Below are 19033 nucleotides of genomic sequence, written 5' to 3'. Positions count from 1 at the left end.
ATCCCTTCACTGTCCATTATGTGCTATAAAATACCATGTTTTCTTGCCCGAGCACTCCGCGACAGAGGCGATGATGCCTACACCGGCCGTTGAGGCGCGCGTCCTCGTTGCGATCCCGGCGTATCGCGAGGAGAAGAAGATCGGCGCGGTCGTCCGGGCGGTGCGCGAGCATTCCCCCTACGATATCCTCGTGGTGAACGACGGCTCCCCGGACCGGACTTCGGAAGTCGCCCGGGCCGCGGGCGCGATCGTCCTGGACCTCCCGTGCAACCTCGGGATCGGCGGCGCGGTGCAGACCGCCTTCCTCTATGCCCTGGACCGCGGCTACGACGCCGTGGCGCGCCTCGACGGGGACGGTCAGCACGACCCCGCCGACATACCGCGGATACTGGAGCCGGTCCTCCGGGGCGAAGCCGACGCGGCGATCGGCTCGCGCTTTCTCGGGGAATCCATGTACCGCGTGTCTTATCCGAGGATCTTCGGCATCCGGTTCTTCCGGATCCTCGTCAACCTGTTCACCGGGTACCGGATCACCGACCCCACATCGGGATTCTTCGCCGTCAACCGGCGCATGATGGAATTCTATTCGGTGCATTACCCTTCCGATTATCCGGAGGTTGACGCCTATATCCTGATGCACCGCCTGAAAGCCGGCGCGGTGGAGGTGCCCGTCCGGATGTACGAGCGCGAGGAGGGAAAATCCTCGATCACGCCCTTCCGGGCGTTATATTATATGGTCAAGGTGACGCTTTCCTTCCTGATCAATTGCATCCGGAGACTCGGATGAACCGGCTCGCCGTGCTGTCCATCTTCGCTTCCGTCGCGTTCTTCGTCTACATCATCGAAATGGTCCGGCGGCGCAAGCTGATGGAGGAGTATTCCATCCTGTGGCTGTCGGGAAGCGCCGCCGTCCTCGTCCTTTCCGTGAAACAGGAATGGCTGAACCGGATCTCCGCGGCGGCGGGGATCGCCTACCCGCCGTCCCTCCTCTTCCTGGTCGGGATGCTCTTCATCGTCCTGATCCTCATCCACTTCTCCATGACCGTCTCGAAGCTCAAGCACAAGAACAAGCAGATCGCGCAGGAGGTCGCTTTACTGAAGGCCCGGCTGGAAGAGGCGGAGCCCCGTCGATCCCCGGAAAAACGGTAGGCAATGACACCCACCGCATTGATCACCGGGATCGCCGGCCAGGACGGATCCTATCTATCCGAGCTCCTGCTGGAAAAGGGGTACCGCGTCGTCGGGACCGTTCCGAGCCTGCAGGCGGACGACCTGCTCCGGATCCGGCACCTCCGGAACCGGATCCGGGTCGTCGAGGACGACCTGCTGGATCAGGACCGGCTGGAGCGGCTCTTTCGGGAATTCTCCCCTTCCGAGGTGTACAATTTCGCCTCCCACTCCTTTCTGGCCGCTTCGTTTCAGCAGCCCATCCGGGCCACGGAGGTCATCGCGATGGGGGTGACCCGCCTCCTGGAGGCGATCCGGAAGATCGCGCCGGAGGCAAGGTTCTTCCAGGCGTCCAGCAGCGAGATCTTCGGGAAGCCGAGGGAAGTTCCCCAGTCGGAAACCACGCCGTTCCATCCGCGAAACCCGTACGGGGTTTCGAAAGTGTACGGCCACCTGATGACCGTCACCTACCGCGAGAATCACGGCCTGTACGCCTGTTCCGGGATCCTGTTCAACCACGAGAGCCCGCGTCGCAGCCCGGACTTCGTCCCCCGAAAGATCACGCGCGCGGCTGCCCGGATCGCATCGGGGCTCGACAGGGAGCTCCGGCTCGGGAACCTGGAGTCCCGCCGCGACTGGGGGTTCGCCGGAGACTATGTGCGGGCGATGTGGCTCATGCTCCAGCAGGATCGGCCGGACGACTTCGTGCTTGCCACCGGAGAGACCCATTCCGTGCGGGAGCTGTGCGAGGAGGCGTTTTCCCGTGTGGGGCTGGATTACCGCGATTACGTCGTGCAGGAGTCCGAGTCCTTCCGGTCGCCCGAGCCGCTCCAACTGGTGGGAAATCCCGCGAAGGCCGGGGAAGTGCTGGGGTGGAAACCGCAGGTCCGTTTCCGGGAGCTGGTCCGGATGATGGTGGACGCGGACATGGAAGAGACAGGGAGGAACGGATGATCACGCGCAAGTCCTGCCGTGTATGCGACGGGTCTCTGGAGCCCGTGCTCGACCTGGGAGAGCTTTATGTTTCGGATTTCATATCTCCCGGGGCCCCCGACGGCACGAAGGCGCCGCTGGAGCTGGTCCTGTGCGGGGATTGCCGGCTCCTGCAGCTCAAGCATACGGTCCCGGCCGAAACGATGTACCGGAACTACTGGTACCGATCCGGTACGAACCAGACCATGCGGAATGCGCTGGCCGACATCGCGAACAAGGCGGAGACGCTCATCCACCTCAAGGGGAGCGAGGCCGTCGTCGACATCGGGTGCAACGACGGGACCCTCCTCGCCTCGTACCGGACGGAGGGAATCCGGAAGATCGGCTTCGATCCGGCGGAGAATCTCGCGGAGTTCTCCCGCCGGGCCGCCGACAAGCTCGTAGTGGGATTTTTCACGGGGGAAGCCTTCCGGAAAGACCCGGAGCTGGCAGGATGCAGGCCCAGGATCGTCACGAGCATCGCGATGTTCTACGACCTGGAGGACCCCAACCGGTTCGTCGCGGACGTCAAGGCCGTGATGGATCCCGAAGGACTCTGGATCGTCCAGATGAGCTACCTGCCGCTGATGCTCAAGACCAACGAATTCGGCAACATCTGTCACGAGCATCTCGAGTATTACTCCCTCTCCTCGTTCGAATACCTGTTGGGGCGGCACGGGTTCGAGGTTGTCGATGTCGAGCTGAACGACATCAACGGGGGAAGCATCCGCGCGTACATCCGCAACCGGGAGGCGGACCCGGAGCGATTCGCCGATCCGACGTACCGGGAGCTGGCGCGGGAACGGGTCCTGGCCCTCCGAAACGAGGAGATCCGGATGGGGCTGGACGATATCCGGACCTACAAGGAGTTCGCCGTCTGGGTAAACCGGATTCGGGAGGATGTGGTCGGATTCATCCGGGATCAGGTGGCGAAGGGGAAAAAAGTGTACGTATACGGGGCCTCCACGAAGGGGAACACCCTGCTGCAGTATTTCGGGCTCGACCGCACCCTGATCGGAGGGGCCGCGGAGCGGAACCGGGACAAATGGGGAAGAGTGACCGTCGGGACGCACATCCCCATCGTCTCGGAGGAAGAGGCCCGCGCCGCGAAGCCGGACTTCTTCCTCGTCCTTCCGTGGCATTTCCTCGAGGAATTCCGGCAGCGGGAGAAAGAGTACCTGTTCGGAGGGGGGAAGTTCATCGTCCCCATGCCGCATTTCATGCTGATCTAAGTACTGCGGCCGCGTGGACGGCGATATGGCGATCTGTACGATCATCGCGAAGAATTACCTGGCGTTCGCCCGAACTCTTTGCGATTCCTTCCTGGAGCATCACCCGGCGGGGACGTGCCACGTCCTTGTCATCGACGATCCCGCGGGGCGCTTCGATCCCGGCCGGGAGCGCTTCCGGATCGTTTCCCTGCGGGACCTCGGAATCGAGGGGCTCCCGGAGCTTTGCTTCAAATACAACGTCACCGAGCTCTCCACGGCCGTCAAACCGTTCTTCATCGAGCACCTTTTCCGGACCGGCGCGGCGGACAGGGTCCTGTACCTCGATCCCGACATCCTCGTCACGAATCCCCTCGACGGTCTTTACGGTGAACTGGACCGGGCGGACGTGATCCTCACCCCCCACCTGGACAAGGACTATCCCGAGGACGGTCTCTTCCCCGACGACGGCCATATCCTGAGGAGCGGGATCTACAACCTCGGATTCATCGGCATGCGAAAGTGCGGGAACACGGCCGGACTGCTGTCCTGGTGGAAGGGAAAGATGCGCGACAAGTGCCTGATCGACCACGGCAGGGGATACTTCGTCGATCAGCGGTTCATCGACCTGGCGACGACGCTGTTCGACAACATCTCCGTCGTGCGCGACCCCGGATGCAACGTCGCCTACTGGAACCTGCACAGCAGGAAGATCGGCATGCGCGAAGGGCGATGGACCTGCAACGGGGACCCGCTTCGCTTCTTCCACTTCAGCAACTACAGGCCGGAGAGCCCGCACGTCATCTCGGGCCACCAGACGCGATACGATCTCGCCGACCTGCCGGAGCTGCGCGCCCTCTTCGACCTGTACCGCCGCCTCCTGTTCTCGAACGGCTACGAGGAATCCGTGAAATGGCCGTACACGTTCGACCGTTTCGACGACGGTTCGAGGATCAACGACACGTTCCGGAAACTCTACAGGATCTCCGGACCGGCCCGGCGCGCCCGCGATCCCTTCGTCCGTTCAGGACATCCCCTCTCCCTGCGCCTTCTGCTCCCCGCCACGGCGATCCTCCATTTCACGAAGACCTTCCTGAAGGAACGCATCAAGGCGAGCCCCCTCTTCCGCAGGCTCCTGACGCCGGTGCTGGGGCCGCTACCGCACGGAAAACCGCTCGTCCGTCACGGATCTTCCCGGACCAGGTCGAGATAGTCTTCGATGGATCGGCCCGCCCGGTACCGGGCGGCCCGCCGCCTTCCCCGATCCGACAGGAGGCCTGCATACGCGCTGTCCCCAAGGATCCTCCGGAGCCCGGCGGCGATCGATTCAGGGAGGGACGGTTCGACGAAACACGCCGCATCGCCGTACACTTCCCGAAAAACGGGGATATCGGAGCAGACGACCGGCACGCCGGCGGCCATCGCCTCAAGGGGCGGCAATCCGAAACCTTCCGCGAACGAAGGGAACACGAATCCCTTCGCCGCTCCGAGCAGACGCCGGATCTCGTCGTCGGAAGGGTCCGTCATCTCGACGATCCGGCCCGAGAGGCGGGGATCCGACCTCGCCCGGTCGACCATGTCGGGCATGGAATATCTGGATCCCGCGATCACGAGTTTCAGCGCGGGAAATTCGTTCGCGATGAGCGCGAACGCCCGGAGGACTCCCTCGACGTTCTTGTGAGCGATTCGCAGCCCGAGGTAGAGAATGTAATCGCCGGGGACGGGAGCGCCGCCCTCGGGGGGGGGAAGGAAGAACGCATCCCGGATCCACGGATAGATCACGCGCACCTTCCCGGGAGGCAGGCCGAACTCCCGGACCAGGTCCCTCTTCACCGTAGCCGAGATGGTGACGACCTCCCCGGCCCCTCGCACCGCGCGGGAGAGGAGCCACCGGAAACCCGCCTTCCGGTATCGCGGCAGGTCGAAATGCCCGGAGAACACCGTGATGTCGTTGACGCTTACGATGTACCTGCCCGGCACGGTAAGCGGCACGTTGTGCCCCGGAAAGAAGAACAGCCGGACCGAATTCCGCAGCGGGCGGAGGACGAAGGATTTCAGAAAGAGGTCGCCTCCGCTCATGGGGCCGTAATCGACGAAGATCGGCCTGACGGAGGGCATCCGGAACCGGTCGAGAAACCGGTCCCTCTGGGAAGCGGGAACCACGGTATGGATCTCCCCGATTTCCGGCCGGGCCGAAAACGCCTCCAGGAGGTTCTCGTACACCCGCCCGACCCCGGAGCACCGGTAGAACATGCCGTCCAGGTAGATCGCCATCACCCGTTCCGGCCGCAAAGACGGGCGAAGAACGGCACCGCCGCCTCGGCCATCGCGGTGTAGGAAAACATCCTGTATGTCCTCTTCCTCGCGTTTTCCCCGAGCCGTGCCTTCAGCTCCGGATCGGCCAGCAGGCGGTTGCACGCCTCCGCCAGCGCAGCGTCGTCTCCGACGCGGAACACGAGCCCGGTTTCCCCGTCGATATTCACGTAGGTCACCCCGCTCGGCAGATCGCTGCTGACCACGGGTTTCCCCAGCGACATCGCCTCGATCTGCACGATGCCGAACCCCTCCAGCGTGGATACGGAGGGCAGGACGAAGAATTCGCACCCCAGGTAGTACGGGCGCAGATCGTCCGCGGCGCCGAGCAGGAGGACCCGGCCGGCCAGCCCGCGCGCTTCGATCTCCCGCCTCAGCTCCCCTTCCAAAGGGCCTGTTCCGACGATCGCGATGCGGCACGGGATCCGTTCGGCGGCCCGCACCAGAGTCGCGAGCCCCTTGTACGGGACGAGCCGGCCGACAAATAGAAGGAACGGGCCCCCCAGCCGCTCCCGGACTCTGGCCGCCTCGATCTCCTCACGCTTCCCGATTTCGAACCATCGGTCCGGAATCGCATACGGGATGATGGCGGTGCGGTCGGCGAACCGCCGGAACGTGTCCGAGGAGGACACATGATGCGGCGTCGCCGCCACGAAGGCGTCGGCCCGGCGGAAAACGAACTCCTCGATCGGCCGGAACAGAGCGTACAACGCCCGCTTCCACCGCTCCGCGAGGAGGGTGTCGGCATGGTTCCAGACGACGATCTTCTCCCGCTTCGGTCGCGCCAGGAGCGACAGGAACAGGGCGAAGACGGCCGTCGGGTTTGGATAGTGGAGCAGGATGGCGGGAAACCCGCCCGTGCGCCTCAGCCGGTGCAGGATCCGGGGAAGGCCGGGCAGCACGGGGGCCAGCAGGAAGGTTCCCGCCTGTCGAAGGTAGTGGACCGTTGTGCTGCCGGAAGTCTCGATCCGCGTCTTTCCCGCGCGATCCGCCACGAGGCAGTAGTTCGCCACGGATGCGGCCGTCGCATCCGAGAAACTTTTGACGACGACCTCCATGCCGCCGGGCTCCGGAGGGAAATATTTCCCGAGGTGGAGGATCTTCATCCTCTTACCGGGCAGGTGCCGATTCCCGGGGGATCTCGGCCCGTTCAAGCCCCAGCAGCCGGTTTCGGAGGAACGGGTTGCCGGTCTCCGCGACCCCGGCCCGAAGCGTCTCGATCGCATTGTCCCGTTCCCCGAGGACGAGGTACATGTTGGCGACCGTGTTGTAGGTCTGGGCAGGATGAACACCGAGGAACATGTAATGGTAGGACTCCGCGATGATGTGGCGCGGGATGACCGCCTTGGGAACCTCGTGCTTCCGGAGGAACTCCCGGAACTCGTCGCTATTGCGGACAAACACGAGGAACAGGCCGTCGGAGAACACGAGAGACCAGCCCGGGTGGTTCGCCAGCACCGGGACGATGGGGAGGATCGTCCCCGAGGAATCCATCGCCTTGATGATGAAATGGGTGGCGCCGTACTTCTCCACGAGCCCTTCCCAGCCGGGCGCGCCGGCCATGATGACCTGGTGGTCCTGGAACACGGCGCGGTTGTACGTCCTCCCGTCGATGAAGGTCAGCGACTGGGGATAGATCTGCCAGTCGAGGAATCCACCGATGTCGAAGAAGTTGATCATCCTTCCCGGGATGGGGTTCTTCCGGAGGAACTCCACCGCGGCGAAGGAGAACTTGTGCTTCGTCATCCCGACGCCGAACTCGAGTTGCCGCATCGAGAAGGCGAGGTTCGTCCCGCCGAAGGCGGCCAGCGCGAATACGATGATCCCCAGGACCGCCGCCTGCCTCCAGCGCAAGCCGGTCTCCGCGGAGGCGCGGGGGGCCGGATGAACGGGTTCCGCCGCAGGCTTCCCCTTCTTACCCTTCGTCTTCGCGGACGGCTTCGCCTTCGGGGTCATGCGCTCTTCCAGCCGCTTGTTCACATGGGAGACGAAGCCCGTCAGCTGGACCGCCGCGCCGGGAGAAAGGAACAGCCCCATCATGGAAACCGCCCTTGCCGAAGACCACGCCCCCTTGAAGGCGATCAGGAACAGGATGATGTCGAGGAGGTAGAGGCGCCGGCCGAACGCCCCCAGGAGCAGCGTGACCGATGCGAAGGCGACGGCGGCCTTGAAGTAAGGATAGAATCCCGTGCCGACCACCGGGGTGAGCTCCGAGATCGACGCAAGGATGGCGCTGCTTCCGGTCCCCTCTCCCCGCGACAGCAGGTGAAGGGGCGCGAGCAGCCAATCGTAGCCATGGGGGTTCGCGCCGCACAGGACCAGGCCGAGGAATCCGCTTACCAGCGGGGGGAAGACCCAGGTCCGGAGCTTCTCCCACCGGAATTCCTTCGCCCACGCCGCCCGGGCCGCGGCGTCGAGGAAGAACGCCCCGCAGAGGCCGAATGCCATGAGGTATGTCGGGTGGCAGTTCGCCCAGACCAGGATCAGCGCGGGGAACAGCCAGATCGCCTTCTTCCGGGCCCCGAAATAGTACCCGCAAAGCAGATAGACCGTCGCGGCGATGAACAGGTAGGTGAAGATCTCCGGGCGCGGCTGGATCCGGATGCGCAGGAACCCCGAGAACGCAAAGATGGCCAGGACCGTCAGCAGCGGGTGTCCCCCGCGCAGGACGGTCGCCCGGTACATGAGGCAGAATGTCGTCAGGACGACGGCCCATATCATGAACGACACGCCGTAGTCGCCCGCCGCGGAGTGCACCAGGTAGAGGACCGCCGTGAATCCCCACTCCCCGCCGATGCCGTTATCCATTCCCAGGGAAGGGTAATTCCAAATCTCCTTCGTCGGGATGTGGAGATTCTGCAGGATCTCGCGCCCCACGGCGAGATGCGTCCCGTAGTCGCTCGTGAAGATCTTGGTGAGCATCGGGAGCGTTGCGAGGAGCAACAGGAGGAACGCGATCAGGTTCTGCAGCCTCGGGGAAAGCTCCCAGCCTCCCGGACGAGCGCTCCCGCTCCTGCCTTCCGTTTCGGTCATTTCCCCTGGCCTCCCGGGATCGGACTCTCCAGCCGCGGAAGCCCCGGCGCGAATGGATCGGAGCGGAATACGGTCGTCGCCTTCAGGCTCGGGCATAGCGTGCAGTCGAGGCACCGCACGCATTCCGGATCCGTGGCTTTCCGGTCCGGCCGGATGTCGACCGGGCAGATCTTCCGGCATTTCCCGCAGCGGGTGCAGGTATCGGGGTTCCATGCGAGCTGCACGAAGCTCGCCTTGTTGAACAGGGAGAAGATCGCGCCGAGCGGGCAGGCCGCGCGGCAGAAGGGGCGCTTCGCCATCGTGGACGCGGTGACGAAGAAGAGCAGGATAGAGATCTTCACCCAGAACATCGCCCCGATCATGGCGCGGACGCCCGCGTTCAGCGTGGCCCACGGGATCCCGGCGATGAGGGTGCCCACGGGGCACAGCTTGGAAAACCAGTGTTCCCGGGTGAGGAGCGGAATCGCGAGCACGAGGACGACCAGAGCGACGTACCGGAGATACCTCGCCCACCGCGGGATCGTGAATTTCCAGGACCGGAACTTGTACAGCAGGTCCTGCAGGGTGCCGAACGGGCAGAGGGTGCCGCAGGTCATCCGGCCGACCGACGCCCCGATGACGGAGAGGGTCCCCACCGCGTAGAACGGCACGGTCCGGATCGCCATGAAGTGCTGCAGCGTCCCGATGGGACAGGACAGGAGGGCCGAAGGGCAGGCGTAGCAGTTCAGCAAGGGGGTGCAGACGTTCTTCAGCGGCCCCTGGTACAGCGACGCGGAGAGGAATCCCTGCACATAGGCGTTGGGCAGCACCGCCCCGATCCCCTGGAAGATCCGCCGCTTCAGAAACCCGGCGCCCAAGACCTCACCCGATCCCGATGCACGACAGGCAGATCAGCACGGCGTTCAGGAGCGTCTCGCCGAACTCCCTCCGGTAGATCCCGAGCGCCAGGATTCCCGCCGCGGCCGATGCGGCCAGGAAAAAGGCGGGGCGGCTTCCCTTCATCGTCATCCCCCGCCGTATGAGTGCAGCCCCGAGAGCACCAGGTTGACGCCGAGGTAGCAGAACAGCGTGGCCAGGAACCCCACGATCGACAGGATGGCGGTCCGCTTCCCGTGCCACCCCCGCGTGATCCGCGCATGCAGGTAAACGGCGTACACCAGCCACACGATCAGCGACCAGGTCTCCTTCGGGTCCCAGGACCAGTAGGTCCCCCAGGCGTAGTTCGCCCATGCTGCGCCGGTGATGATCCCGGCGGTGAGGAACGGGAACCCCCATATGATCGCGCGGTAGACCAGGTCGTCGAGCGCCTTCCCCGAGGGAAGCAATCCTACGATCCCCTGCGAGACCTTCGCGTCCTCCTGACGGACCTTGAGGAGGTACATGACGGCCACGCCTGCGGATACCGCGAACGCCGCGTACCCGACGAAACAGGTGATGACGTGCGCGTGCAGCCAGTAGGACTGGAGCGCCGGGACCAGCGGCTGGATGGAGCTGTCGTTCGTCACCGCGAACACCATCGTAAAGAACGCGATGGGCAGGACGAACGCGCCGAAGGTCCGGCTGCCGTACTTCCTCTCGACGGCCAGGTAGATCAGGATCATCGACCAGGCGAAGAAGACCAGCGACTCGTAGAGGTTGGTGACGGGGATGCGGCCGATCCCCATCTGGTAGGACTCGTACCAGCGCACTCCGAGCGCCGCGGTGGACGACACGCCCGCCAGCGCGCAGATCCATGTTCCGTAGACCGCGATCTTTTCGTTTTTCGCGTACAGGGCCCCGAGATAGAGGGCGGACGCGACGCCGAGCAGGACGGTGGTGAGGTTGAACAGGAGGACGTTGCTCATTTTCGGATGTCTCCCGGGGCGGATCCCGGCGCCGCGGTCATTCCCCCACCGCCTTCGCGCCGGCCTGGATTTTTTCGAATGCCTTCTCGAAAGCGAGCCGGTTCCGGTTGGCGGCGCCCCCGAGGACGACGGTCACGCGCCCGTCCGTTCCCGGCGACAGGCGCAGCCAGACCCTTTGATGCGACAGGAAGAAGGCCATGATGATCCCCACGACCATCAGCGCGCACCCCAGCCAGACCACGTTGACGCCGGGGTCCCTTGAGACCTGGAGGCCGGTGTACATCCGCGGCGCCAGCCCGCCGAACGCGAACGCGAGAGAGTCCTTCCGGGCACGGTCGAGGTCGGGATTCCTCTGGAAGAGCCAGAAGCCCGCCGGGGACGCGCCCGGCTTCTCTACGACCACTTCGAGCGCGGGCCCCTTTCCCTGGAAGTTCTGGTCGTAGTTCACGCCGCGAAGGACGCCGTAGCCCGGGATCGGGACCGGATGGTTCGGGGGCAGCGAAAGGGCGCCCTGCGGCGACCCGTCGGGACCGATCACCTGGATCCGCGCCACCGCGCCCCCCGCCTCCCCGTAGCTCGACTGGTAGAACCAGACCCCTTTGTAGCGGAGCGGGTCGTTCACCACGACGTCCTTCTTCCTGAGGACCTCGCGCCCCCCCTCGATCACGCTCAGGTCGGAGATGTACGCCTTCGGCTGCCCGGTCGGGTACATTTCCACCACGAAGCGGTTGCAGCGCACGTCGAAGCCCAGATCCTGAAGCCGGGCGCCCCCGCGCACCGGCACCCGGGAAACGGAATCCCCTTCCGGTATCCCGACGAACCCCTTGAATCCGAGGACGTTCCCGACGATCGCCCCGAGGAAGATGATGATGATCGAGACATGCGTGACGTAGACACCGAACCGGGAAGCCGTGCCCCGCTCGGCGTATAGGTGAACCTCTCCGGCCTCCTCGGAGACCAGCGGCTTCGCGAAGAGCGCCGAAAGCGCCACCGTGTACCGCGGGACCCATTCCTCGACGGTCCCCTTCTTCCTCCACCGCTCCACGTGCGGCAGCGCCTTTTCGTGCCCCTCATCCATTTTCGTGCGGGGGTTCCGGACCGTCTTCCAGGCCCTGGGGAACCGGTCGACCGTGCAGCACGTCAGGTTGACCGTGAAGAGCACCAGTAGCAGGAGGAACCACCAGGAATGGTACATGTCGAACATGTTGAGCCGGAGCAGCAGCTCGAACGCCCAGTCCTCGTAGATTTCCCGGTATTTCTCCAGCGGCAGGTTCTGCTCCACGATCGTGCCGAAGATCGATGCGACCGCGAGGACGATGAGCGTGAAGATGGCGAGCTTGATGGACGTGAAGAAATCCCAGATCTTGTCCATCGGAGAGGAATCGCTTTTCTCGGTTGTCATTCGAACCCCGATCCCGGATATTCGGATTGGATGCGGAACCCGGGAAGCGCCATTCCAGTTCTTATGGCGCTTCCCGGATTGCCGCGGCTTTCCGGACGGCTACTGCTTGTGGCAGTCGTTGCACTTGGTGGGGCCTTTGGCCACCTTCTTGTGGCACGCCTGGCACTTGCCGTGCATCGCGTCCTTGAAGGGGATCGCCTCCCCCTTCTTCTCCGCTTTGTGGCAGGCGAAACAGGACTGTTCCTTCCCGGCCGCGTCCTTGTGGTGGCACTCCGCGCACTTCAGACGCCCCGCGTGTTCCTTGTGAGGGAACTCCACCGGGGGCTTCAGCTTCTGGACCGCCTTGATCGTGATCTTCTCCGGAGGATCGGCGGCGACGACCCAGCCTGCGGAAAACACCGTTACGAGGACGATTGCCATGAGAGTCGCGAACTTCCTCATCCCTTGTCACCTCCCTTCCGACGAGCCTCCAATGAAAGATTGCACCGTGCGCACCGCTCCGCTTCTCCGTGGGCGCATTCCGCGGTGAGCCCCTTGTCGACTTCCTCGAAATTCCCGCGGCGCGATTCCGCGGACAGGCGCGTTCCACCCAGGCGGATCCGCCACTCGGGCCTGTCGGGTTCGTGCGGCTCGTTCCGCCTGCGGTAATTGTCCTTGTACCGCGCCTTGTTGCCGTCTTCGACGGCCAGGCTGGAATAGATATTCATCGCCGCCGCCCGGCCCGAAGCGGCCGCTTCAACTACCGTCCGGGGGCCCGCGGCGCAATCGCCGAAAATGTAATAGTTTACTTTACTTTCCCGCCCCTCGAAAATCAACCGGAAGACGTGGATCCGGGCGTCCAGCGGCTTCCGGAAAGCTCCCGGCGGCAGGAACCCCAGCTCCGGAGCGTATCCCACGGCCAGAACGATCGTGTCCGCCGGGACTTCGAATTCCGTGCCGGGACGCGTCCGGGGGACTACCGCTCCGCCGGGCCCGGTATCGAAACCCTCCGCGCGGAGCGCCTCGAATCCCGCCGTCCGGTCCCCGCGCATCCGGAAGGTTTTCACCGCCGTGGAGGGAAGAATCCTGACCCCTTCGTCGACCGCATCCGCGATCACCCACGGATGGGCGCGCATCTCCTCGATCGATTCGATGCAGGCGACGGTCGCTTCCGACGCCCCGAGCCGGAGGGCGGTCCGCGCGCAATCGAACGCGACGTCTCCCCCCCCGACGACGACGACCCGCCCGGACGGACGGAGCGGCCGGTTCCGCCGGACGCCTTCGAGGAACGAACAGGCGTCCACGAATCCCTGCGCTTCCGTGCCGCTGCCCGGAATCGCGCGCGCCGCCGGCGTCCCGGCGGCGATCATGACGGCGTCGAATCCTTCCGCTTCCAGCGCGGAGAACTGGACGTCCCTCCCGACCTTCACGCCTGCCCTGAACTCGATCCCACGGGCGAAAATCCGTTCCAGATCGTATCTCAGCGCTTCCGTCGGGAACCGGAACTCCGGGGCTCCATACCGCATCATCCCCCCCGGCTCCTCCCTGGAGTCGAACATGGTGACGCGGCACCCCAGCCGGGCAAGATGATCCGCCGCGCTCAAGCCCGCCGGCCCGGCGCCGACGACCGCCACCCGCAGCGCCTTTTCCGCCTCCCCGTCCTCCCGCTGCGGCAGGATCCGCGCCTCGCATCCACGGTCCGCGGCGTGCCTCTTGATCGCCATGATGGAGATCGGCGCGCCGAACTCGTTCCGGACGCACTCCTGCTCGCAAGGATGGGGGCAGGCCCGCCCGCAAAACGCGGCGAACGGCAGCTTGTCGTACACAAGCGCCAGCGCCTCGAGCGGCCGATTCTCCCGGACCAGGGCGATGTAGTCCGGCACCCTTAGCCCCGCCGGACACGCGTCCTGGCAGGGCGCCGACGGTTCGGGGTGGCCCCTGCGCACGTCCAGCCAGGCGAGCCACCAGATCAGCCCCGCTTCCGCAAGGAGAAACGCGTGTCCCCAGGTGATCCCTTTCCACACGTTCAGCACGAGCCCGAGGGTCAGAGGAAGCAGGGAAGCCCAGAAGATCCCGCCGAGGTACCGCTCGTCGTAGATGTGGCCGAGCCCCGGGAAGACCAGGGAGAGCCGGCCCGCGGTTTGCCGGAACCGCTCCCGCCGGATCTCCCAGAGGAGACGTTCGCGCTGGTCGAGCCGCCCGGAGCACGGCTCGCAGCGCTTCTCTTCCCCCTTGCGCTCCACTTCGCAGAGGAGGCAATCCTTGTACCCGTATCGGAGAAGGTTTTCCGGCTTGAGGAAATCCATACCCCTTCTATTTTGAGGCGCGGGATATGGAAAAAGCAACGAAAGGAAAATCCGGTCAGTGACGGTACGCCACCATCCAGAATCCGATCGAGAAAGATGCCGCCCCGATCTGCCAGTTCGTCTGGTACCACAACAATCCCGAACCGACGACAGCGAAGAGGACGGAGAAGATAAACGGACGCATCGTCGCCTCACGATAAGAAATGGTCCCTGGATACCATATCGGCCGGAATTGTTCAAATCTTTAGCAATATCGGCGACATAACCGTATTTTACTGTTCCCTCGGATTCCGTCGGGGTCTCGCGGGTCCGCCGGAGAGGAAACCGGGATCTCAAGCCGCGTAAGAAGTTAAGGATTCGCGGGAAATGAAACGGGGCACCGGAACGCATCGCCGCTGCCGATTGCCGGCAATCTCCACGCGTTATACACTCGGAATGGATTCAACCCTCGCCGAAGAGGTCGAATATGGCAACGCCCTTTGCGGAAGCCAGGGAAGCCTATGAACGTTACGACTACGATACCGCCTTCCGCCTCCTCAAACCGTTGGCCGAACAGGGATCGGCCGAAGCCCAGTTCATGCTCGCCGTCATGCACGAAGATGGAGGAGGCGTGCCGCAGGACAGCGTCGAGGCGGCGAAGTGGTACAGGAAAGCCGCGGACCAGGGCCATGCGTCCGCCCAGTACAACCTCGGCATAATGTACGCGTTGGGCAGCGGGGTGCCGCAGAGCCACGGCGAGGCGGCGAAATGGTACCGGAAAGCGGCCGATCAGGGGCATGCGTCCGCCCAGCTCAACCTCGGGTCGATGCACTTCCTCGGCCAAGGCATTCCGAAGGACTACGCCGAAGCCGCGAAGTGGTTCAGCAAGGCTGCGGAGCAGGGAAATGCGAAGGCGCAGTACAATCTCGTCTCCCTGTATAAAAACGGCCAAGGCGTGCCGAAGAGCCTGGTCATGGCGCTCATGTGGGCAATCCTTGCGGCCTCCCGGATACCGGCATCGGAAAAAATGGGGCAGGAGAAGATCAGGATGTTGAGGGAGGAAATCGCCTCCGGGATGACGCCCGCCCTGATCGAAGAGGCGCAGACGCTGGCGCGGGACTGGAAGCCGAAGAAGCAGAATTAGAGCAGGGAAAAAGAGTGGCGTCCCCAGGGGGATTTGACCGCCTGAGCCTCCGCCTCACCATGGCTTCGGCATGTGGCTGCTCCCGGCCATCCATGGCCTTTGCAGCACTCGCCCATCCATGGGCTCGCGGCGGGGCAATGGGCTGACGCGTGCCTCTCGTCGAGAAGAACGAGGTACCCCGCCAGCGCTTTAGATCGTAGCGGGGCTCCCGTGCGTCGCGCTATTCTTCGCTACGCTTCAGCGCCGCTCGCCCGTTCAAATCCCCTCAATGGACGATGGGTAAAAAAATGGCGTCCCCAGGGGGATTTGAACCCCCGTCGCCGCCGTGAAAGGGCGGTGTCCTTGGCCGGACTAGACGATGGGGACGCGTGACCTGGTGAGCCCAGCTGGGATCGAACCAGCGGCCCTCTGATTAAAAGTCAGATGCTCTGCCAACTGAGCTATGGGCTCCCCCGGAACGGACCATTTTAAAAAAGGGAGCCCGAAAGTGTCAAGCGCGAAAGGGGTTTCGCCGGATGATCGTCTGGTTCCGGTCGGCGCCCACCGACACCAGGGAGATCTCCACGTCCGTGATCTCCTCCAGCATGCGGATGTATTTCTGGGCCGCCTTCGGGAGGTCGCCGTACTCCCGCGCCTCGGAGATGTCCTCCTTCCACCCCTCCACTTCTTCGTAAACGGGGCGGGCCGCCTCGAAATCGAACTGCGATAGAGGGACTTCTTCCCGCCGGACGCCGTGGACGTCGTAGGCGACGCAGACCTTCAGCCGCGCCATCCCCGACAGGACGTCGAGCTTGGTGAGCGCCACGCTGGCCATCCCGTTCAGGCGGGCGGCGTACCGCACCGCCGGGGCGTCGAACCAGCCGCAGCGGCGGGGACGACCCGTCGTCGAGCCGTACTCGTGCCCCCGGTCCCGCATCGTCTGCCCGTCGTCGTCGAAAAGCTCCGTCGGAAACGGGCCGCCTCCCACGCGGGTCGCGTACGCCTTCGAAACGCCGATGACCGCGCTGATCTTCGTGGGCCCGACCCCGGACCCGGTGCATACGCCCCCCGCCGTCGTGTTCGAAGAGGTGACGAACGGGTAGGTTCCGTGGTCGACGTCGAGCATCGTCCCCTGCGCTCCCTCGAACAGCACCTTCGATCCCTTCCGGATCTCCATGTTGATGAAATGGGAAGTGTCGATGAGGTAGGGCCTCAGCCGTTCCCCGCAGGCGAGATATTCGTCCAGCGTCTTCCCGTAATCGACTTCCTCCGCTCCGAAATAATTCTTCAGGAGGAAGTTCTTCAGCTCGAGGTTCGCCCGCAGCTTCTCCCCGAACACCTCCGGCCGCGCAAGGTCGCAGACGCGGATGCCGATGCGGGCCATCTTGTCCTCGTAGCAGGGGCCGATGCCGCGCGCGGTGGTCCCGATCCTCCGGCTGCCGAGCTTCTCCTCCCTGCCCTTGTCGATCAGGATGTGGTAAGGGAGGATCACGTTGGCCAGCAGCCCCAGCTTGAGCTGCCCGTCGTCGGCGAGGTACCCTCGCTCCTTCAGCCGGTCGATCTCCGAAAGAAGGACTTTCGGGTCGACCACCACCCCGTTGGCGATGACGCATTTCTTCCCCGGGTGAAGGATCCCCGAGGGGATGAGGTGGAATACGAACTTCTCCCCCTTGACCATGAGGGTGTGCCCGGCGTTGTTGCCGCCCGTCGGGCGCACGATCGTATCGGCGAACTCGGAATAGATGTCGACGATCTTGCCCTTGCCTTCATCGCCCCATTGGGCGCCGATCACGATGACGCTTTTCAACAGCGCAATCCGCCTTCCCGTGAAGGGTTCAGAACACCAGGTAGTTCGCCGCGGTGATGTTGGGCAGCCGGCTCAACTGCCCGAGCACATTCTCGGGAACCACGTTGTCCACGTTGATCAACGCCACCGCGATCCCCCCCGCCTGCTTCCGGCCGAGCTGCAGCCCGGCGATGTTGATGCCCTTCTCGCCCAGGAACGTGCCGACCCGGCCGAGCACTCCGGGAACGTCCTGGTTGTTGAGCATGAGGATCCCGCCGGAGAGATCGGCCTCGATCAGGTACGAGTCGATCTGCACGACCTTCGGGGCGCCGCCGAACACGGTCCCCGAGACGGAAAACTCCTTCTCCTCGGTCACGGCGACCACGCGGATCAGGCTCGCGTACGGATCGGACTTGGGGACCTTCGACTCGCTGATCTTGATCCCCCGGTCCTCGGCCACCATCCGGGAGTTGACCAGGTTCACTTCCTCGGTCTGGTACTGCAATAGCCCCTTCAGCACCGAGATCGTGACCGGGTCGATCGCCAGCTTACCGACCTCGCCGTGGTACTCGATCCGGAGCTCCCGCACCGGGGACTTGAGGAGCTGCCCGTGGAACGCGCCGAGGCGCTCCCCCAGGAGCAGGAACGGTTTCAGGATGGGGAGCAGCTCCCCCGACACGGACGGGAAATTCACCGAGTTCCGGATGGTCCCCTTCTTGAGGAAGTCGCAGATCTGCTCCGCGATGAGGACCGCGACTTTTTCCTGGGCCTCGGTCGTGGAAGCGCCGAGATGCGGGGTCAAGACCACATTGGGGTGCGAGAGGAGCGGCATGTCGGGAGGAGGCGGCTCCGCGTTGAATACGTCGAGGGCGGCCCCCCGGACCTTGCCGGACTGCAGCGCCGCCAGCAGGTCGGCCTCGTTCACGAGCGCCCCGCGGGCGCAGTTGACGAGGCACACGCCGTCCTTCATCTTCGCGATGGAGGCGGCGTTCACCATCCCCTTGGTCTCCGGGGTCAGCGGGGTATGGTATGTGATGAAGTCGGACCGGCGGTACAGCTCGTCCAGCGAAACCGTCTCGACGCCCAGCCGACCCGCGTCCTCCTTCGACACGTACGGATCGAAGGCGACCACGACCATCTTCAGCCCGACCGCCCGCTCCGCCACCACCTTGCCGATGGCTCCCAGGCCGACGATGCCCAGCGTCTTGTCGGTGAGCTCGATCCCCATGAACTTGTTCTTCTCCCACTTCCCCGACTTCATCGAGGCGGTGGCCTGCGGGATCTGCCGCGCCAGCGACATCATCATCGCCAGGGCGTGCTCGCCGGTGGTGATGGTGTTGCCGCCCGGGGTGTTCATCACCACCACGCCCTTCTTCGTCGCGGCGATCTTGTCGATATTGTCCGTGCCGCTTCCCGCCCGCCCGATGACCTTGACCCGGGTGGCGTTCTCGAAGGTGGCCGCGGTGGCCTTCGTCGCGCCGCGCACCACCACTGCGTCGTAGCTGCTGATGACCGCCGCCAGCTCTTCGGGGGTCATCTTCCCCTTCACGTCGACCTCGACGCCTTCCTTCAGGAACACGTCGATCCCGACCTGCTGCAGGTTGTCCAGCGCCAAGACCTTCATGCGCATCATCTCCTGTGGGTGGGAGGATAAACGCAATGATGTAAGCAAATTCAAATTATTAACCGCCACACGCGGAAAAGTCAAACGCAGAACCGCGCAGAACCGGGACGTTCCTTAGAACTTCCGCAGAACCGGGACAGACATGGAAAAACAAAAAAGGCAGGGGGATCGTGTCCCCCTGCCCGAGCGTCCCGAATGCCCTTGTGGGGCCGGTCCGCGAAACGGTAAAGCCGTCGTTACTTCGCAGCCGGAGCCGCGGGGGCCGCTGCGGGGGCCGCCGCCGGCTTCTCTTCCTTC

At 64.3% G+C, this 19033-nt stretch carries 18 protein-coding genes and 2 tRNA genes; 6 read left to right on the top strand and 14 right to left on the bottom strand.

The features are described from left to right. The first annotated feature begins 73 nt into the window (after window positions 1-73). Genes AB1346_12810 through AB1346_12790 form a run of 5 tightly spaced genes read left to right on the top strand, consistent with a single transcriptional unit; the run spans window position 74 to window position 4560 of the window. Window positions 74-787 carry a glycosyltransferase family 2 protein gene (locus tag AB1346_12810; GenBank protein ID MEW6721323.1) on the top strand — a complete coding sequence of 238 codons (714 nt, stop codon included), beginning with the start codon at window positions 74-76 and terminating at the stop codon, window positions 785-787. Continuing rightward, a complete protein-coding gene (locus AB1346_12805) occupies window positions 784-1149 on the top strand; it encodes a DUF2304 domain-containing protein (protein MEW6721322.1) in 366 nt (121 codons plus the stop codon). The genes AB1346_12810 and AB1346_12805 overlap by 4 nt, the downstream gene beginning before the upstream one ends. Before the next feature lie 3 nt (window positions 1150-1152). Beyond that, window positions 1153-2121 carry a GDP-mannose 4,6-dehydratase gene (locus AB1346_12800; protein MEW6721321.1) on the top strand — a complete coding sequence of 323 codons (969 nt, stop codon included), beginning with the start codon at window positions 1153-1155 and terminating at the stop codon, window positions 2119-2121. Beyond that, a complete protein-coding gene (locus AB1346_12795; protein ID MEW6721320.1) occupies window positions 2118-3371 on the top strand; it encodes a class I SAM-dependent methyltransferase in 1254 nt (417 codons plus the stop codon). The genes AB1346_12800 and AB1346_12795 overlap by 4 nt, the downstream gene beginning before the upstream one ends. A 25-nt stretch (window positions 3372-3396) precedes the next feature. Next, window positions 3397-4560: a glycosyl transferase gene (locus AB1346_12790; GenBank protein ID MEW6721319.1), complete on the top strand. Its 1164-nt coding sequence runs from the start codon at window positions 3397-3399 to the stop codon at window positions 4558-4560. On the opposite strand, the gene AB1346_12785 is transcribed toward AB1346_12790, so the two are convergent. The 10 genes from AB1346_12785 to AB1346_12740 form a co-directional block, all read right to left on the bottom strand. Next, complete coding sequence (locus AB1346_12785) at window positions 4530-5621, bottom strand: glycosyltransferase family 1 protein (GenBank protein ID MEW6721318.1); 1092 nt, start codon at window positions 5619-5621, stop codon at window positions 4530-4532. The two genes, AB1346_12790 and AB1346_12785, sit on opposite strands and share 31 nt — an antisense overlap. Beyond that, window positions 5621-6766, bottom strand: a complete 1146-nt coding sequence (locus tag AB1346_12780) for a glycosyltransferase (protein ID MEW6721317.1) — start codon at window positions 6764-6766, stop codon at window positions 5621-5623. The genes AB1346_12785 and AB1346_12780 overlap by 1 nt, the downstream gene beginning before the upstream one ends. Window positions 6767-6770: 4 nt before the next feature. Further along, window positions 6771-8693, bottom strand: a complete 1923-nt coding sequence (locus AB1346_12775) for a hypothetical protein (GenBank protein ID MEW6721316.1) — start codon at window positions 8691-8693, stop codon at window positions 6771-6773. Beyond that, window positions 8690-9550, bottom strand: coding sequence for a 4Fe-4S binding protein (locus tag AB1346_12770; protein MEW6721315.1), 861 nt, complete (start codon window positions 9548-9550; stop codon window positions 8690-8692). Before AB1346_12770 ends, AB1346_12775 begins: the two co-directional genes overlap by 4 nt. Before the next feature lie 4 nt (window positions 9551-9554). After that, the gene (locus AB1346_12765; GenBank protein ID MEW6721314.1) at window positions 9555-9695 is read right to left on the bottom strand and encodes a thioredoxin; all 141 of its coding nucleotides are present in this window, start codon (window positions 9693-9695) and stop codon (window positions 9555-9557) included. Window positions 9696-9697: 2 nt separating this feature from the next. After that, complete coding sequence (gene ccsB, locus AB1346_12760) at window positions 9698-10537, bottom strand: c-type cytochrome biogenesis protein CcsB (GenBank protein MEW6721313.1); 840 nt, start codon at window positions 10535-10537, stop codon at window positions 9698-9700. A 37-nt stretch (window positions 10538-10574) separates the two neighbouring features. After that, a complete protein-coding gene (locus tag AB1346_12755; GenBank protein ID MEW6721312.1) occupies window positions 10575-11939 on the bottom strand; it encodes a cytochrome c biogenesis protein ResB in 1365 nt (454 codons plus the stop codon). Window positions 11940-12038: 99 nt separating this feature from the next. Further along, entirely contained in the window at window positions 12039-12380 is a 342-nt protein-coding gene (locus tag AB1346_12750; GenBank protein MEW6721311.1) for a cytochrome c3 family protein, read from the bottom strand. Beyond that, window positions 12377-14224 carry an FAD-dependent oxidoreductase gene (locus tag AB1346_12745; GenBank protein ID MEW6721310.1) on the bottom strand — a complete coding sequence of 616 codons (1848 nt, stop codon included), beginning with the start codon at window positions 14222-14224 and terminating at the stop codon, window positions 12377-12379. The genes AB1346_12750 and AB1346_12745 overlap by 4 nt, the downstream gene beginning before the upstream one ends. Window positions 14225-14279: 55 nt before the next feature. Beyond that, a complete protein-coding gene (locus AB1346_12740; protein MEW6721309.1) occupies window positions 14280-14408 on the bottom strand; it encodes a hypothetical protein in 129 nt (42 codons plus the stop codon). 282 nt (window positions 14409-14690) lie between these two features. Here AB1346_12740 and AB1346_12735 point away from each other — a divergent pair, with 282 nt between their 5' ends. Further along, on the top strand, window positions 14691-15347 hold the full coding sequence (locus AB1346_12735) for a tetratricopeptide repeat protein (protein ID MEW6721308.1): 657 nt from the start codon (window positions 14691-14693) through the stop codon (window positions 15345-15347). Between the two features lie 288 nt (window positions 15348-15635). On the opposite strand, the gene AB1346_12730 is transcribed toward AB1346_12735, so the two are convergent. The 4 genes from AB1346_12730 to serA form a co-directional block, all read right to left on the bottom strand. Further along, window positions 15636-15713: transfer RNA gene (locus AB1346_12730), tRNA-Glu, on the bottom strand. Between the two features lie 8 nt (window positions 15714-15721). After that, window positions 15722-15797, bottom strand: a tRNA-Lys gene (locus AB1346_12725). Window positions 15798-15837: 40 nt separating this feature from the next. Further along, window positions 15838-17133 carry an adenylosuccinate synthase gene (locus AB1346_12720; protein ID MEW6721307.1) on the bottom strand — a complete coding sequence of 432 codons (1296 nt, stop codon included), beginning with the start codon at window positions 17131-17133 and terminating at the stop codon, window positions 15838-15840. A 28-nt stretch (window positions 17134-17161) separates the two neighbouring features. Then, complete coding sequence (gene serA / locus AB1346_12715) at window positions 17162-18736, bottom strand: phosphoglycerate dehydrogenase (GenBank protein MEW6721306.1); 1575 nt, start codon at window positions 18734-18736, stop codon at window positions 17162-17164. Between the last annotated feature and the right edge of the window lie 297 nt (window positions 18737-19033).

The sequence above is a fragment of the Thermodesulfobacteriota bacterium genome (genome assembly GCA_040758155.1).
Taxonomy (GTDB): Bacteria; Desulfobacterota; Deferrimicrobia; order Deferrimicrobiales; family Deferrimicrobiaceae; genus UBA2219.
Note: the sequence above shows the minus strand (reverse complement) of the source record. Positions and strands in the feature narration are given on the sequence as shown.